The sequence below is a fragment of the Cesiribacter sp. SM1 genome (assembly GCF_020178975.1).
Taxonomy (GTDB): domain Bacteria; phylum Bacteroidota; class Bacteroidia; order Cytophagales; family Cyclobacteriaceae; genus Cesiribacter.
The window spans coordinates 147,135-164,466 of the sequence record NZ_JAHXBU010000090.1; the positions used below are offsets into that span (position 1 = coordinate 147,135).

Here is a 17,332-nt window from a genome sequence, read left to right on the forward strand (position 1 = left end):
TGGCCTTTTACTGCAAAGAATCTGGCCGGCTGCTGAGGTTATATTACAACTTAATTCGCTGAATACCTTCCCGCTGATGGGTGCAGAGGTAAAGATTGTTCTTCGTGTCGTGAATGAGTACATCGTAGACCATGGGGATGGTGCCAACGCCATCTACGGTCACCAGGCCTTTTTTGCCGTTACGGCTCACCAGCAGGTATCCGTTTTGCAGATCCTGTACGGCATCGTACTTAGGGCTGATGATGCGGTTACCCTGTGCATCGGCCAGGCCAATAAGGTTTCCCTGCTTTAGCAGAAAACGGCCGTTGGTCAGGCGGGTGATGTTGTCGTACTCCAGTGGAAGGATCAGCTGCCCTTTTTTGTCGATAATGCCCTGGCGGGAGGAGAGCTGCACAATAGCATTTCCATTTTCATACGGCAGCACCATATCGTAAAGAGGCTGCACCCGCAGGCGTTCGATTTTATCTACATAGCCCCACTTACCGCGTATGGAAACGGCGGCCATGCCATCGGAAAAAAAGCTTACAGTATCGTAGCGGTTAGCAATTCTTAGTTTGCCGTTGGTATCTACAAAGCCCTGCTGGCGACCAATATGGGCACCAATGAAGCCTTCGTTCATGCTGTACAGCTGCTCCCAGGTTGTTGGGCCTGCTGCAATATAATGCTTGCCATCGGCACTAAGAATGCCTCTTTTGCCCTCCTGTGTGGCAATAAAGGCAAGGCCCTCCTGCAGATCCGAGATCCAGTCATACACAGGAAAACTAAGCCTGTTGCCATCCAGGTCAATAAGTCCCCAGCGATGGTCAGCAGTGATTTCGGCAATACCGCCAACAATGGGCTTCAGCACCTCTGCCGTTTCAAAGAGCACCTCGCCTTTTTCATTCAGCAACTGGTAACTGGCTTTGTTGCGGGCCAAAAATCGGCTGGGGCTTAGAATGGTAATGTTTTCTGTTGTGGGGCGTATTTGCCAGAGCCCTTCTTTGTTAATAACACCTTCCTGGCCACTGAAGCGTACCCGTGCCAGTTCGCCGGTAAAAGCAAAGGTGGTATCGTAGCGGCAGATCAGGGTTTCTGCACCCCTGTTATCTATGTATCCCCAGCGGTTATCTTTTTTTGCAGGAAACGGACCTTCAGCCACCGGTACGATCCGCTGGTAGGTATGGCGGCTAAGCTTCTTTCCCTGCAGGTTAAAGAGGTGCCAGTACCAGTTTGCCGTAAGCCGCATGCCAGCCACCACTGTTTCCTGTGCCACCGCCAGCGAGTCCCACTCTGCCGGCAGCACATAATCTCCTTTCAGGTTTATCAAACCATAGTGCACACCTTCCTTTACGCGGGCCACGCCATTTTTGAACGGATCAATGTTCATAGGGCGGTAGGGCACCAGTATGCTGCCGCTGGCATCGGCAAGAGCAGTCATGGTAGTAGAGCGGCCTATAGAATCGTAAAAGCGGGTGGTAATTGCCCAGCGATCTTCGCCCAGTGGCCTGATGCTGTCGTAGAGCAGGGTGTTGAGCTGCTTGTTGTTTCCGTCGGTAATGGTCCACTTTCTAACAGGCACCACATCAACAGACTGGTCGTTGTGAATAATAATATCCTGGTACTTAGGTTCCAGCCTGATGCGGCCCTCCCTGTCTACAATACCGGCTTTACCCTGCTGGTAAAAGCGGGCAAGGTTGCCACGGAATGCCGTTATCTCATCGAACTGGAAAGCAGTTTTTGAGGTGCCTTCATCATCGAACAGGGCAACTTTTTTCTCGGCATTTGTTACCGCATAGCGGTTGGAGGCCAGTGGTCGGAGTTCTGCATAGCGGATCGGGATCAGCTCTTTACCTTTGGCATTGATAAGGCCCGCCTGCTTTTGCTTGCCATTAGTGCGCAGGTATGCAATAAAATATTCGCTGTGGGGGGTGTACTGAAGGCTGTCGTAGCGTGCAGGGAGTACCTGCCTGCCCTTTTCGTTTACCAGTCCAAATTTATTGCCATCCTTCTGAATAAGAAATGGCGAGGTAGCCTGCATGGCCATGGAGCTTAGGGCTCCGGGGAAGCAGGCTACAATAAAGAGCAATAGGGTAAAAAGGCCAGATATCCTGGCTAAGAAACAATTTTTGGGCATACTACCGTAGCTGTATTTAAGCAGTGTGGTTGGGAGAAAGCGTACTAATGTACAAGCGTACCGGTAGCCGGTAAAGTTCAGGACTGATGTGCTTCTGTTTGTTCCTCCAGGTTAAAGAGGTCGTTTAGCACATCAATGAGTGTTTCAGCTTCTCCACGTTTACAGGCAGCCTTTAACTGAAGCACCGGCAGCTTAATGATTTTCTGCATCATGCTTTTGGTGATTTTATCTACCAGCTGGGCTTCCTGGCTGCTGCTGCTTTTGAGGTAACGGGTAATTTCTTCCTGCCGTATTTGTTCAAGTGCATTTTTTAACTTCTGGATGGTGGGAGACACCATCATGTCGCGGGTCCAGTCGTTAAATTCTGCAATAGCTTCTTCTATAAGGGCTTCTACCTGCGGAATAGCAGCAATGCGGCGCTCCAGTGCAGCAGAAGCCAGGTTTTGAATGTTGTCTACATTATAAAGCAGCACACCTGGAAGTTCGTCTACTGCAGGTTCTATGCTGCGCGGAACCGAAAGATCGATATAAATCTGATAGGCGAGCCGTTCACCGCTTTCCAGCGAAGCGCGGGTAATAAAAGGCAAGGGCATGGCTACAGAAGAAATAACAACATTGGCATCACGAATAGCCGTATTTACCTCTTCAAAAGGAATTACCCTGGCGCCACATTCGGCGGCAAGCGCCTCTGCTTTGCCAATTGTTCTGTTGCTCACCATCAGGTGCTGGTTTGGCCGCTTGCTCAGGTGGCGGCATACATCGGCACCAATTTCACCCAAACCAACCAGCAGTACATGCGGTTCCAGCAGGTTAGCAGTAAGCTCCTCTACCAGTTCGGCAGCTGCATAAGATACAGAAGCTGCACCATCGCGGTAGGCAGTTTGCTGCACTACTTTTTTGTTGGTGAAGAAAATAGCGTGTAACAGACGGTGCAGATAAGGGCCGGCCATATCGGCATCGGCAGTCCACTGGTAGGCACACTTAATTTGGTGGCTGATCTGTAAATCTCCGATCACCTGCGACTCAAGCCCCATAGATACCCTAAACAGGTGGCGTACTGCAGCCTCTGTTTCGGTAATGCTGTTAAAGTAATGCCGAATGGCTTCGGTTTTTAAAATACCTTTTTGTACCCCAATCAAGCCTACCAGCTCCTGGCTGTAGTCCTGCTCGGCAGCATAATATATTTCGGTACGGTTGCAGGTAGATACCACCAGCGCTTCTGATATATCAAGCACCTCGCGTAACTGCAGCAACAACGCACGACAATTATCTTCGGAAAGAGAAACAAGTTCCCGTATCTCTACGGGAGCCTTCTTATGAGAAAGACTTAATACTTTAAATCCTGTTTGCATCATCTTCAGTTTCAAGGGCAAAATTACAGCAGAAATGATTCAAATTAAATGACAATGATCAGGATATTGCTATTTAGAATCATTATAAACAACTGCGTCTGTCGGCTAAATTTTAACAAAAATAAGGTTTCAGAAGGTTCGGCGCAGTGCTGATTACATGAATATATTATCCTTAAATACTTGAAAATGTTTAACAGAACTGCTGCAACTCCCCGCTTTGGGGTAAAAGCGGCAGCGATTTAGCAGTTAATTACACCTGCCGGCAAAACAAGAATAGACAAGTTCGTTTTGATATGTGGCAATTTAGGCTTTATTTTCGGCCTTTCTGCAGACTTGTTCTGGCAAGCTATGGTCTTGTTCAGGCAAGACTCCCAATAAATTTCTTTAAATTTTGCGATTAAAATTACCTGCATGAGCAATAACACTGAATCATGGGGATCCCGGGTTGGTCTTATTCTGGCAATGGCCGGAAATGCCGTAGGCCTGGGTAACTTCCTGCGATTTCCTGTACAGGCAGTACAGAATGGCGGTGGCGCCTTTATCATTCCCTACATTATTTGTTTTCTGTTGATGGGTATTCCGCTGCTCTGGATCGAGTGGACCATGGGCCGTTATGGCGGCCGCTTTGGCAATCACTCCACGCCCTTCATTCTGGATAATATGACCCGCCTGCGGTTCTGGAAGTACTTTGGTGTATTTGGTATCTTCACCAACATAGCGGTAGCTGCCTATTACTGCTATATAGAGTCCTGGACCCTTTCTTATGTTTACCACTCCCTGATCCAGACCTTTTCCGGCATGAGCCAGGGGCAGGTAGCCCAGTTCTTTGGCGATTACGTAACCATTGGCGTTAGCACCACCGGCATTCCCTACGAGGCGGTAGTGTTTTACGTTTTGTGTTTACTGCTTAATACCTGGATCTTATCGCGCGGCCTTAGCGGTGGTGTGGAAGTGGTTGCCAAGTTTGGGGTGCCTATGCTCATCATCTTTGGTGCTTTCCTGGCGGTAAGAGGTATCACCCTGGGCAGCAGCGGTGCACCAGAGGGCTGCGAGGACTGCAACTCCTTTTTAGGCCTTAACTTCCTGTGGGAGCCGCAGTTTACTTCACTTGCCGATCCTAAAGTATGGCTGGCCGCTGCCGGACAAATATTCTTTACCCTTTCGGTGGGCATGGGTACCATACAGTGCTATGCCTCTTATGTTAGACCTAAAGACGATATTGCCCTCAATGCCATGAGTGCAGGCTGGATGAACGGCTTTGTTGAGGTAGTACTTGGTGCCTCCATTGTAATTCCAATTGCAGTAGGTTACCTGGGCCTCGATTGGGTACGTGAAAATGCGGGTTTCTCCATGGCTTTCCAGACAATGCCTTACCTCTTCGATCAGTGGGGTACACTGCTGGCTACCCTGGCCGGCCTGTTCTGGTTTGGCCTGCTTTTCTTTGCCGGAATCACCTCTTCACTGGCCATGGGTACACCCTGGATGGGCTTTATGGAAGATGAGTTCCAGTGGGGACGTAACAAATCGGCCTGGTCGTTTGGTGCCCTGGTACTGTTAATGGGCCTGCCAACTGTATTCTTCTTTAATAAAGGTGTTTTTGATGAGTATGATTACTGGGCAGGAACCGTTTCACTGGTAATTTTTGCCCTGGCAGAAAGCATTATTTTCAGCTGGCGCTTTGGTATCGATAAGGCCTGGGCAGAGCTTAACAGCGGAGCCGATATCCGGATCCCTACTTTCTTTAAGCCTATCATTAAATATGTTACACCTTTTATTATTCTGATCGTGTTCCTGGGAGCACTGGTAACGCCTAAAGATAACAACTGGTCTGCAGCCCTGGCAGGTAACTGGGAGCTGGATGCCAGCAGTATTATTGGCAGAATTCAGAATGTTGGGGTGCAGGTTAACCGCAGCTACTTTGCCGATAGGTTTGAGTCTGAAGTAGAGGGTGAAGTAGCAAACGTACGCAGCCCCGAAGCAGATAAAACAGTAGTGGACATTGTAAGGCGCGAGCAGTTTTACCGAGATGAAACAGGTCAGGCCCTGCCGCTGTCCATCACCGAAAGCCGCCTGGGCGATGTAAGTACCTTCGATTCGCTGATGGTAGTGAAAACCTATACTTTTGATGAAGGCGAGCAGCTGATCGTAGAGGAAGGTGCTGCAGTAACGGCCGGAACACCCATTGCAGAGGGCGATTTTATCAATAATATTTTTTATATTGATATGTCGCGGATCTTACTGGTGCTACTATTCGTATTTTTAAGTATACTGGTACATAAAGCAACAAGCCAGCGAAGATTAAGCGGGAGGATATAAACTATGACAACAAGTGCATTAATAACCATGGTGCTGGTACAGGTATCCGTTACGGTAATTACCGGCTACTTTTTTATGAAAGTGTTAAGGGCGCCACAGCGGCCAGAGCCCGATAGTTACGAAGACAATGATTAAATCATAGAGCAAAAGGCGGTTTATCCGCCTTTTGCTGTTTAAGAGCTTTTTAATGTATGTGGCAACGCTGGTTGCGGTACATCCGTAATTTTTTTGGCTTTACCCGGGGCGAGGCAAGGGGTTTTACAGTGCTGGCAATTATACTGCTGCTGGTGTATGCAGGCTGGTTTGTGTACAGAATGCTGCCGGCAGCACCTTACAGTCCTGTAGCAGACCAGCAACAGCTCGACAGCCTGCTAACAGCACTTGAGGCTACCGATACCCTTGCAGTTTACCCCAGGCCGTCATTTGCTGCCCGGGAAGAGGAGCAACCAGCCCCCGAGCTTTTCCCCTTCAACCCCAATACACTTCCATACGATTCGCTGCTGCGGCTGGGTTTTCCGCCGGCACTGGCCCGCCGTTTAGATAACTACAGATCTAAAGGGGGCAGGTTCAGGAAAAAAGAAGACCTCCTGAAAATATATGGCCTACCCTCTGAACTGTACCAAACCCTGGAGCCATGGATACTGCTTCCAGACCAGCCGGCACCGCCGGCTACACGCCCTACCGTTGCCGAAAGAAATACTGCAGACAGCAGGGATGCAGAAAGAGACAGACAAACGGGGGCCGCAGAGCCTGGCAAAGAAGCTCCAGCAAAAGCCAGTACTGCAAGGTTTGACCTGAACAGGGCAGATTCCATGCAGCTACTGTCTGTAAGAGGTATTGGCCCCGTATTGAGTGGCAGAATACTCAAATTCAGGAATGCACTGGGCGGCTTTGTGCAGGCAGAGCAGGTACGGGAGGTGTGGGGGCTGCCGCCGGAAGCGGCAGATGCATTACTTGAGCGCGCTTATTTGCCTGCCGATGCAGCACCACGCTACCTGGATATCAATACGGCCGATGCATCCCGGCTGGCGCAGCATCCTTATATAAACCACAAGCAGGCAGCGTGGATTGTAGCATACCGCTCACAGCATGGGCCATTCCGGCAGGCAGAAGATCTGCTCAACATTCATACACTGGACGAAAGCTTTGTAAATAAACTTAGACCTTACCTGCGGTTTTAAGGGCCCTACCCCTGCAGCTGCTTGGGAAAAGCTTCTGCCTGTGGTAATTTTGCTATATTACAGTTTCTGCAGCCTGTAACAGACCGCTCAATGCGGCCTGCAACCGGCCCTCAACCTGAAGATATGCAACAGCTGCTAAAGTTATACCTGCGCCGTCTCACCAACTTAACCGGCAGCAACCGTTCCATATTGCTGCGACGCCTTATTGCCGGCCAGTTTCTGGATCTCTGGGATCTTAACTTCCTGTATCCCAACCAGTCGGCCTTTGTGGTGGTGGAAAAGCTGCTGTCTGGTAAAGATTCTATAGTTTCTCCCGTTGCCGATCCGCGCGATGATGCCGTAAATACCGCCAGCCGCCGCCTCAGGCAGCTGCAGCGCACCACTAAATTTATAGCCGAAGAGCGGGGTGCGCAGGATCTCTATGTAGGCTGGCCGTTTGTAACAGGCAGCTTTGCCGATGGTACTGCTGTTCGTTGCCCGCTTCTTTTTTTTCCGGTAGACATCCGGGAAGAAGATCAGCAGTGGAAGCTGGTGTTGCGCACCGATGTGAATGTTAGCCTCAATAAAAGCTTTTTACTGGCCTACGCCCACTACAACGGTATTAAAATACCCGAAAAACTGTTTGATAAGAACTTCAGCGACTGGGAGGCAGACAGCAGGCTGTTCAGAACTAAACTTTATAAGTTATTCAAGGAGCCGCCTGTAGCCCTGCAGTTTACGGAGGCTTTTTTCTCTGATCAGCTCCAGCCATTCGAAAACCTCTCTGCAGCAGCCCTGCAGGAAAGCGTAAAGCCGGGAGAACTGCAGTTGCTGCCGCAGGCAGTGCTGGGCATTTTCCCGCAGGCAGGCTCTTACATAGTGCCCGATTACAACTTCCTGATAGACCAGCAGCCTTTTGGCAGCCTGGAGGAGCTTATGCAGCAGCGCATGCTCACCGAGCTGCCCGATCCGGCGCAGGAGCCCTACCCCCTGGTGGCCCTGGGCAGACAGGTGCGGGAAGAAAGCCTTAATACACCCTTTGAGCTGGATGCCAGCCAGGAAACAGCCATCAGGGCTGTAAAGGCAGGAGCCTCGCTTGTGGTGGAGGGGCCTCCCGGTACCGGCAAATCACAGCTCATTGCCAACCTTATTTCAGATTTTATAGCCAAGGGCAAACGCGTGTTGCTGGTATCGCAGAAAAAAGCAGCGCTCGATGTGGTGTACAACCGCCTCGACAGCCGGCAGGTGGCAGATTTTGTAGCCCTGGTGCACGATTTCAGGTGGGACAGGAAAAAGATCTATGAGCAGCTGGCCCGGCAGGTCGACAGGGTGGGGGAGTACCGCAATGCCAATTATGGGCTGGACTCCATTCAGATGGAGCGCCACTTCCAGCAGGTAAGCAGGCGCTCCGAGCAGCTAAAGGAAGAACTGGCCGCATTCAAGGAAGCCCTCTTCGATGAGACCGAATGTGGCATTTCAATCAAGGAGCTCTACCTGACCACCGAGCGGGAAGAGGCACCATTGGAGCTAAAGCAGGAGTTTCGCAATTACCCTTTCAGGGAGGGGGCTGCCGATGGTTTTGTGCGCCTCCTGCAAAATTACCTCCATCTCTCGGCTATGTTCCGTAAAGGAAACCATCCATGGCAGGAACGTAAGTCGTTTGCCAGCCTGGGGCCTGCAGACCAGCAGCAGATGCTGGCATACATTAAGCAGGTGCAGGAGTTCAGGGAGAAACTTTCGGAGCAGATCAGCCAGCACCTGCAGCACGATATTACCTACGAAACGGCAGAATATCTCCTGCTGCGTGAGCCCGAGATCCTGGAGTTGCTACAGCAGCTGGAAGACCCTGAGGTTTACAGCAATGTGCAGCACCTGCTGGGCTTTAGGCGTAACAGCATAGATGGCGAGCAGCTCCATGAGATTGAAAGAAGCCTGATGCTGTGCTTTGAGGGCGATGGCCCGGAGCTTAGCCTAACGGTAGAAAAGCTAGGCTACTTCCAGGATGTGCTCCACAGCAGAAGGGAAGCGCAGCGAAGCGTGTTTAAGTTTGTGCAGTGGAAATACTTCTCCAGGGAACATTCAGAGGTAGAACAGGTAATGGTAGCCAACCGCCTTAGCAATGGCAGCAAAGATGTGGGTGTGCTGATGCAAAAGGTAGATAACCGCCTGAACCTGGAGCATAACCTATCACGCCTGAGAGCGATAAGCTGGCTGCAGGATATTCCCAACAGCTACCAGAAACTCGATTTTCAAAAATGGTTCGGCCTGCAGCATAAGTCACTGAAGGCACTCCAGCAGCTATATGCCGTTCGTAACTTCGATCATTATTTTAACCTCAGGCGGCTAAGCTACGAGCAGCTAAAGCAGTCTGTTGAAGAACTGCTTGACCTGCTGGCGCAGATAAAAGCACGACGGGAGCAATGGCAGCAATATCTTACGCCTGCTCAGATAGATAAACTGCTTGGCTCCGAAAGCAAGGCCCGGCAGATGACAGCGAGCCTGGAGGAAGATTTTGACCTGATTTCCGAGTTTGACCGACTGCGGGAATCTCTGCTGGCACCAGAGTTGCAGCTCATGGAGAAAATAATACAGGAAGCGCCGGCCGGTACAAAGGACGAGCAGCTAAGCAGTTACTTTCTCAATAGCCTGCGCCTGGCGTGGATCAACCACATCGAAGCTAAATACCCGCAACTGCGGAGCGCCTCTACCGGGCAGCTGCAGAAGCTGGAGGAAGAGCTGCGTGCCTGCCTGGAAGAAAAGGCAGCACTAAGCCAGCAGATACTGCATATGCGGGTGCGGGAGCAAACCTACCAGTCGCTTGAGTTTAACCGGCTTAACAACCAGGTTACTTACCGCGACCTGCGGCACCAGGTTGGGAAAAAGCGCAAGATATGGCCCATCAGGAAGCTGCTGGAGCAGCATGGCGACGAAGCCTTCAAACTCCTGCCCTGCTGGATGGCATCGCCGGAGGCAGTATCTGCCGTATTTCCGATGATGCCCCTTTTCGACCTGGTGATTTTCGATGAAGCCTCGCAGTGTTTTGTGGAAAAAGGGTTGCCTGCTATTTTCAGGGGACGGCAGGTGCTCATCAGCGGCGATAGCCAGCAGCTGCAGCCCAATGATTTGTACCAGATCAGGTGGGAGGATGCCGATGAAGAAGAGAGTCCGGATGCAGAAGTAGAGTCGCTGCTGGACCTGGCACACCGCTACCTGCCCGAGGTGCACCTGCAGGGGCATTACCGCAGTCGTGCCCCGGAGCTTATTTATTTCTCAAACAAGCACTTCTACAGCCACCGGCTCGAGATGGTGCCCGACCGCCGCCGTGTAAACGAACAGCAACCTGCCATCCGTTACATTAAAACTACGGGTGTTTGGGAAAACCAGCAGAACCAGCAGGAAGCAGACGCTGTGGTAGCCCTGGTGCTGGAACTGCTAGCCGCTGAAAAGGAAAAAGAAATGCAGGCAGGAGCGGATGGGGTACCCTGGTATGAGCCAAAGTCTATTGGCGTTGTTACCTTCAATGCCCGCCAGCAGCAGCTCATCCAGGATAAGCTGGAGGAGCGTGCCCGTGCCAAAGCCGTGCTGCTGCCCGAACAGCTCTTTGTCAAAAATATAGAAAACGTTCAGGGCGATGAGCGCGATATTATTGTGTTTTCTGTAGGCTATGCCCCCGATGCCAGGGGTAAAATGCTTATGCAGTTTGGCAGCCTTAGCCAGGCACATGGCGAAAACAGGCTGAACGTAGCCATTACGCGTGCCCGGGATATGATTTATGTGGTGAGCAGTATATTGCCCGATGAGCTGGAGGTGAGCGAAGCCAAGAACGAGGGGCCAAAGCTATTCAAAGCCTATCTGAACTATGCCTACCGGGTTTCGGAAGCTGGCTTTTGGCCACAGCCGCGACAGTTGCCTAAAAAAGGGCTGCAATGGTTGCTCAAGGAGCGTATCATGCAAAACCTCGATCATCCCGAGTACAGCGTAGGGGAGCGGCAGCCCTTTGCAGATCTTACGGCCCTGCATCACCATAAATATGCCGGTTTGCTGTTAACAGATGATCTGCATTACTATCATGCCCTTACCATGAAGGAGAGCCATGTATACCAATACCAGCAGCTGGATAATAACCACTGGCCCTGGCAGCGCTTCTACAGCCGCGACTTTTGGGTTAACAGGCAGAAGTTCCTGGAAAGGGTGCACAGGTTTTTAAATCATCTTGATGTTTAGTGCAAAGATCATAGCAATACTGCTAAGCCTGCGGGCGCTGCTGATCCCCTGCTGCCCGCCGCAGCAGGAGCTTTCTAAAAGGTACCATGCCCGTGCCTACACCCGCATGCCTGCAGCACTGGCCGAAAGCTCCGGCCTGGAGCATGCCGGTGGGGGCAGCTTCTGGACCATGCGCGATAGTGGTGGCCCTGCGGCACTCTATCGCATCGGTGCCGATGGCCAGCTGCTGGATACCCTTTCCCTGCCCCTGCGCAACATCGACTGGGAAGACCTGGCCCGGGACACTGAGGGTAACCTGTACATAGGCGATTTTGGTAATAACCAGAACCGGCGTCGTAACCTGATGATATACAGGTTGTCTGCTACCGGTGGCAAGGTAGATACCATACAGTTCCATTGGGAGGATCAGCAAAACTTTCCGCCTCCTAAAGAGGCGCTGAACTATGACTGTGAAGCTTTTTTCTGGCATGCCGGCAAACTACATCTGTTTACCAAATCGCGGGGCGATGGCTACGTGAGGCACTATTCAGTACCAGATCAGCCAGGCACCTATGCAGCAGAACTGCTGGAATCAACTTTTGTAAAAGACCTGGTAACAGCTGCAGACATCAGTCCTGATGGCAGCACCATTGCCTTGCTTACCTATGGCAAGGTCTATCTTTTTGCAGTAAAGGCGCCGGATGCCCATCTTCAGCAAGCGCTCGGCTGTATCAGAATACCCGGAGCAGGGCAAAGTGAAGCAATTCTCTTCATAAATAATACATCAATCCTGGTGGGTAACGAAACCCGTAAACTCATCTTTCTACAGCTGGGTAATTAGTCTACATGTAAGAATCCCACGCTTTATCTTCTGGCTAATAGTTGGGCATTTCATAAATTAGGCCAATTGTTATACAGGATAATACATGAGGCTTCTTATACTTATATTCATACTTTTTACCAGCCTGTCTGCCTTTGGGCAGCCAAATGCTGGTACAGGAGGAACAGTTGCCTCTTTAGCCAACGACAGTGTTGATGTACTCAATGATCTGGCCGGTAATTTACTGGATAAAGATCCTGCCCGGGCTTTTGCCTTAGGCAACCAGGCACTCCTGGCTGCTGAACAAAATAACTTTAAGCAGGGCAGGGCAGATGCCATGACGATTCTTGGAAATTATTACCAGGACCAGGCTAATCTTCTCACGGCATTAGACTATTTCAAGACAGCCCATAAGCTCTACACCGAAATGGGCGATACCCTGTCTATGGCTATGAGCCTGCGTAATATTGGCGGATTATTCAGGATGCGCTCCCTCTACCCGGAAGCGGAGTTATACTACCAGGAAGCCCTGAACATAGGCAAAGAAAAAGGCTACACCTCCATTATTGCCAACAGCCTGAGAGATCTGGGGAGCATTGCCTACCTGTTAAAGCAGTACGACAAAGCCCTCGACTATTTTAACCAAAGCCTGACCTATGTAGATAAAGAAGCAGACAGGGCCAATTATGCTGCCGTTCTGAATAACCTCGGGGTGATTCATAAGGCAGTAAAAAACTATCGGCTTTCGCTGCGCTTTCTTTTAGAGGCATACGACATTTACCATAAAGATAATAATGTACGGGACCTCAGTGCGGTGCTGATGAACATAGGGCAGGTGCAGCAGCAGTTGGGCAACTTCGATGAGGCTGAACGTTATTTTAAAAACTCACTCAGGGCTGCACAGAAAGTGCATAACATACAGCGCCTTCTGGAGGCTCATAATTACCTGGCAAAGTTTTATGCCGCGGTAGATAATTACTACCTGGCGTATCATCATAAAGATCAGTACACCGCCTATAAGGATACTTTATTCCGGCAGGAGGCAAATCTTCAAATGGCCGAAATGGCCAAAAAGCTGGAGATTGAACGTAAAGAACGGGCCTTTGCCAAACTGATCCAGGACAAGGAAATGCAGATCCTGAACAATGAAAATGAAATCACCAGGTTTGAACTGTACCGGAAAAACAACATGATCCTGGTTTCTTTCCTTTTGGTTATTCTGGCGGGAGGGGGTGTTTATGTGCTGTATAAAGGATTTAGGGATAAGCAGGCGCAAAACCACAGGCTCGAAGAACGCAACCAGGAAGTAAGCCTGAAAAACATACAGTTGCAGGAGGTGAACCTAAAGCTGAAATCATCTGAAAACCAGCTAAAGCAGCTCAATGATACCAAAGATAAGTTCTTCGGTATCCTGGCTCATGACCTGCGCAGCCCTTTGGTGACCCTCAGGGGGTTTGTACAAATCCTGCACCAGGAACATGTAAATTTTAGCCAGGAAGAGATGAACCGCTTAACCGGCAGAATAGAACACTCTCTGCGGGGCATCACCATGCTGCTTGATAACCTGCTGCAGTGGTCTACTGCCCAGAACGGTACCATTGAATTTTCGCCAGCAGAGCAAAAACTGCAAAGAATAGTAGAAGATAATGTACTGCTGCTGGAAACAACTGCCCAGGTAAAAGACATAAAGCTGGTAAAAGCAGCTGTACCGGAGCGCGTGTTTGCCGATAAGCAAATGCTGCACCTGGTAATACGCAACCTCCTGGGCAATGCCATTAAGTTTACGCCAAGGGGAGGTACTGTTACCATCAGTGCCTTTGAAACCGACGCCCACACCTGCCTTATGGTAAAAGACACAGGCATTGGCATTGCACCCGAAAAGCTTCAGGATATCATGAAAGACAACACCCTGCGCACCAGCAGGGGCACAGAAAATGAAAAAGGGAGCGGCCTAGGGCTCTGGCTTTGCCGGGAGTTTGTAGAGCGCCACAGCGGAACAATAGAAATTGAATCAGCAGAAGGCCATGGAACCACTTTCACCATCAAACTTCCCACAGCACCAATCAAAAAGCCAGCGCTGGTTCCGGTTGCTTAGACACAATTAACCAATGCTTTAGCCTGGTAATTTGCAGATTTTCAGCAAATGCAGTGAATCAACCTTGAAGCTGTGACTAAAAGCATGGTATTAAGTAGTTTAGAAAGGCACCAGCTTTGGGTGATCTGTACAGATGATAAACCACTATAAATAAAGTAGCCCCGGATATGCTCCCAGGGCTACTGTATCTATCATCTCCCTCTAAAAAAAGGGGTACTATGTTTCTTTTTACTGCCCCTGGGCCTGTGCACCGGCTTTTTCTACCCGGATGCCAACGGACATGATATAAGGCAGGTGGTTGCCCTGCATCACGCGTCTGTCGGTTTCGCGCATCTGGTGCTGGATCTTAACATCGTAAACACCGGCATGGGGAAACCTGAAATCGCGGTACACCGGGATCTGGTGATCAAAAATATCACCCAGGCCTTCGCCATAGGGTTTTCCGGTTTGCCGGTCAAAGAGCTCTATGTTGTTCAGGTCTGTTGCAATGGTTCTACCGGTAGTATCTGCAATTTCTATCTGCAGGTACAGGTTCTGGGCAGGATAGGACAGGGCATTCCGCACATTGTAGTAGATGTTATAAGGAATATCAGCATTTTCGATGGGCACCTGCAGGTGCACCACCGAATCTTTATGCCAGGCATATTCCTCTATATCAACATTGCGTTCATACACCCTTTGCTCATCGCAGGCATTGAGAACGAGCAAAAGCGAAAGGCCGGCAAAAGCCGCCTTAAGATTGTTTACCATCTTCTTTCTTGCTCTTTGGTTTTTTGCGGCGTTTCTTTTTGGTTTTGGCAGCTTTGTTCTGGAAACGCTGGTCCATCAGTGCCAGGTCCTGGTTGAGTACTTTTGGCCCCTCGTCCAGGTCAGGTAGTTTATCTTCTAAAAGGGTGGCAGGCTTTATGCCTTTGGTGTTCAGCTCAAGAATGTGCTGCACACGGGCTGCTTCAACAGGGTGCCACTGGTCTTCGTTAGAATAGCCAAACCACATCATTTTCCGGAAAATATCGGTTTTTTGCAGGTAGGCTTCTCCTTTTTCCGTAACCAGGGGCTGGTTTACGGCAGGAATATCCTCCAGGGCTTCCATATAGGTCTCCAGCTCGTAATTGAGGCAGCACTTCAGGCGTCCGCACTGGCCACTTAGTTTGCTCGGGTTCAGCGACAGGTTCTGGTAGCGGGCGGCCGTGGTGCTTACGCTTTTAAAATCTGTTAGCCAGGTAGAGCAGCAAAGTTCGCGACCGCAGGAGCCAATGCCCCCAAGCCTGCCGGCTTCCTGCCGCAGTGAGATCTGGCGCATTTCTACCCTTAGCCTGAACTCGGAGGCAAGCACCTTGATCAGCTGCCGGAAATCCACCCGGTCATCAGCCGAATAAAAGAAGGTAGCTTTGGTGCCATCGGCCTGGTACTCGATATCGGTGAGCTTCATCTGGAGATTCAGCTCCCTGATGATCTCGCGGGTGCGGAACATGATAGGCATCTCCTTATTCTGGAGCTCCTCGTACTTTTCAAGGTCTTTGGGGGTTGCAATGCGGTAAATGGCGCGTATGTTGTCGTCGTTCTTTACCTTCTTCTTTTGCATTTGCAGGCGCACCAGCTCGCCCTGCAGCGATACATGGCCAATGTGGTGCCCGTTTGGCACATCTACCACTACCGGATCGCCGGTGGTGAGCTCTATGCCGTTAATATTGCGAAAGAATTCCTTGCGTCCGTTCTTGAAACGTACCTCTGCGATATCAAATTTATCTACAACCGGCATGTCCATATTGGAGAGCCAGTCAAACACATTCATTTTATTACAACCACCAGTGCTGCAGGCGCCGTTGTTATTACAACCCGATACGCTGCTTCCATCACTGCTTGTGGTTTTACATGATATACATCCCATATTATTCTTCCCTACATAAAGATTCTTCTGCTACTTAGCAGAAAAGTAGAACAAGCATTCTGCCGATATTAAGCAAAATTGGCGTATTAAACCAGTACATCCTGCCCTATATCACGGCGATAATAGCTTTTTTCCCAGCTGATGGCTGCTACCTGGCTGTAAACATTGTCCAGTGCTTCCTTCAGCGTGGGGCCCTGTCCGGTAACTGCCAGCACACGGCCTCCATTGCTTACAACCTTACCCTCCCGCTCCTTAGTTCCGGCGTGAAAAACATGTGCGCTGGCTGATGCTTCAGCTCTGGCATTACCAGCAGGCAAACCCTTTATTTCACTACCTTTTTCATAGGCCTCGGGATAGCCGCCAGCGGCCATTACTACCGTAGCGGTTGCAAAAGAGGCTGTTTTGAGTGCTACCTCATTAAGCCTGCCTTCGGCTGTGGCCATAAAGAGCTCCACCAGGTCGGTTTCTACACGCGGCAGTACTGCCTCAGTTTCCGGATCGCCCATGCGTACATTGTATTCAATTACATAAGGCTCGCCTTTCACTTTCATCAGTCCTATGAACAGGAAGCCCTGGAAGGGGATCCTATCCTGCTGCAGCCCGGCAATGGTGCGTTTTACCACCCGTTCCTCCACCATTTCCATAAAATCGCGGTCGGCAATGCTAACCGGCGATACAGCACCCATACCACCCGTATTAGGACCGGTATCACCTTCGCCTATGCGTTTATAGTCTTTGGCTTCAGGCAGAATCACATAGTGTTCGCCATCGGTTAACACAAAAACAGAAAGTTCGGTGCCCTGCAGAAACTGCTCTACCAAAACTTTTTGGCTGGCCTCACCAAACTTTTCTTCCACCAGCATTTCTTTCAGCATTTCTTCTGCATCGGAAATTGTCTGGCAAATCACTACGCCCTTGCCTGCGGCCAGTCCGTCGGCCTTCAGCACTACGGGCAGGGTCATGTCCTGCAGGTAATCGAGCCCTTCCTGCAGCGATTGTTTATCAAAAGTGCGGGCATCTGCGGTAGGGATGCGGTGGCGCAGCATAAAGGTTTTCGAAAAATCCTTGCTGCCCTCCAGCTGTGCGCCCACTTTACCGGGGCCAATAAGGGCTATATCTTTTAACTGGTCGTCCTGTTCAAAGAAATCGCGAATGCCGGCAACCAGGGGGGCTTCGGGGCCTACCACCACCAGCTCTATATTATGCTCCAGCACTGCTTTTTTAATGCTTTCGAAATCTTCCACGCCTATCGGCAGGTTAGTGGCCAGCTGGGCGGTACCGGCATTTCCGGGTGCTACAAAAAGTTTGGAGCAGCGGGGGCTCTGGCTCATTTTCCAGGCCATGGCATGCTCTCGACCGCCGGATCCAATCACTAGTATATTCAT

Annotated in this window: 11 protein-coding genes; 6 read left to right on the forward strand and 5 right to left on the reverse strand. The window is 50.4% G+C overall.

The annotated features are described in order from the left end of the window. Positions 1 to 43 precede the first annotated feature (43 nt). Positions 44 to 2,113 (reverse strand): WG repeat-containing protein, encoded by a 2,070-nt coding sequence (locus tag KWJ01_RS17120; RefSeq protein ID WP_224998064.1) that lies wholly within the window; start codon positions 2,111 to 2,113, stop codon positions 44 to 46. 77 nt (positions 2,114 to 2,190) lie between these two features. Further along, positions 2,191 to 3,465 carry a glutamyl-tRNA reductase gene (gene hemA / locus KWJ01_RS17125; protein ID WP_224998340.1) on the reverse strand — a complete coding sequence of 425 codons (1,275 nt, stop codon included), beginning with the start codon at positions 3,463 to 3,465 and terminating at the stop codon, positions 2,191 to 2,193. Positions 3,466 to 3,876: 411 nt separating this feature from the next. Between hemA and KWJ01_RS17130 the strand changes: the two genes are divergently transcribed. The 6 genes from KWJ01_RS17130 (at position 3,877) to KWJ01_RS17150 (ending at position 14,059) form a co-directional block, all read left to right on the forward strand. After that, complete coding sequence (locus tag KWJ01_RS17130; protein WP_224998065.1) at positions 3,877 to 5,781, forward strand: sodium-dependent transporter; 1,905 nt, start codon at positions 3,877 to 3,879, stop codon at positions 5,779 to 5,781. Between the two features lie 3 nt (positions 5,782 to 5,784). After that, complete coding sequence (locus KWJ01_RS28070) at positions 5,785 to 5,916, forward strand: hypothetical protein (RefSeq protein ID WP_255651132.1); 132 nt, start codon at positions 5,785 to 5,787, stop codon at positions 5,914 to 5,916. 56 nt (positions 5,917 to 5,972) lie between these two features. Beyond that, the gene (locus tag KWJ01_RS17135; RefSeq protein ID WP_224998067.1) at positions 5,973 to 6,962 is read left to right on the forward strand and encodes a helix-hairpin-helix domain-containing protein; all 990 of its coding nucleotides are present in this window, start codon (positions 5,973 to 5,975) and stop codon (positions 6,960 to 6,962) included. A gap of 123 nt (positions 6,963 to 7,085) precedes the next feature. Beyond that, the gene (locus KWJ01_RS17140; RefSeq protein ID WP_224998070.1) at positions 7,086 to 11,165 is read left to right on the forward strand and encodes an AAA domain-containing protein; all 4,080 of its coding nucleotides are present in this window, start codon (positions 7,086 to 7,088) and stop codon (positions 11,163 to 11,165) included. After that, positions 11,158 to 11,985 (forward strand): hypothetical protein, encoded by an 828-nt coding sequence (locus KWJ01_RS17145; protein ID WP_224998342.1) that lies wholly within the window; start codon positions 11,158 to 11,160, stop codon positions 11,983 to 11,985. The genes KWJ01_RS17140 and KWJ01_RS17145 overlap by 8 nt, the downstream gene beginning before the upstream one ends. An 85-nt stretch (positions 11,986 to 12,070) precedes the next feature. After that, positions 12,071 to 14,059 carry a tetratricopeptide repeat-containing sensor histidine kinase gene (locus tag KWJ01_RS17150; RefSeq protein WP_224998072.1) on the forward strand — a complete coding sequence of 663 codons (1,989 nt, stop codon included), beginning with the start codon at positions 12,071 to 12,073 and terminating at the stop codon, positions 14,057 to 14,059. 228 nt (positions 14,060 to 14,287) lie between these two features. Here KWJ01_RS17150 and KWJ01_RS17155 read toward each other — a convergent pair whose 3' ends face one another. The 3 genes from KWJ01_RS17155 to purD form a co-directional block, all read right to left on the reverse strand. Then, entirely contained in the window at positions 14,288 to 14,809 is a 522-nt protein-coding gene (locus KWJ01_RS17155; RefSeq protein WP_224998074.1) for a gliding motility lipoprotein GldH, read from the reverse strand. Then, a complete protein-coding gene (locus tag KWJ01_RS17160; protein ID WP_224998076.1) occupies positions 14,793 to 15,851 on the reverse strand; it encodes a regulatory iron-sulfur-containing complex subunit RicT in 1,059 nt (352 codons plus the stop codon). The genes KWJ01_RS17155 and KWJ01_RS17160 overlap by 17 nt, the downstream gene beginning before the upstream one ends. Positions 15,852 to 16,033: 182 nt before the next feature. After that, positions 16,034 to 17,332 (reverse strand): phosphoribosylamine--glycine ligase, encoded by a 1,299-nt coding sequence (gene purD / locus KWJ01_RS17165; protein ID WP_224998078.1) that lies wholly within the window; start codon positions 17,330 to 17,332, stop codon positions 16,034 to 16,036.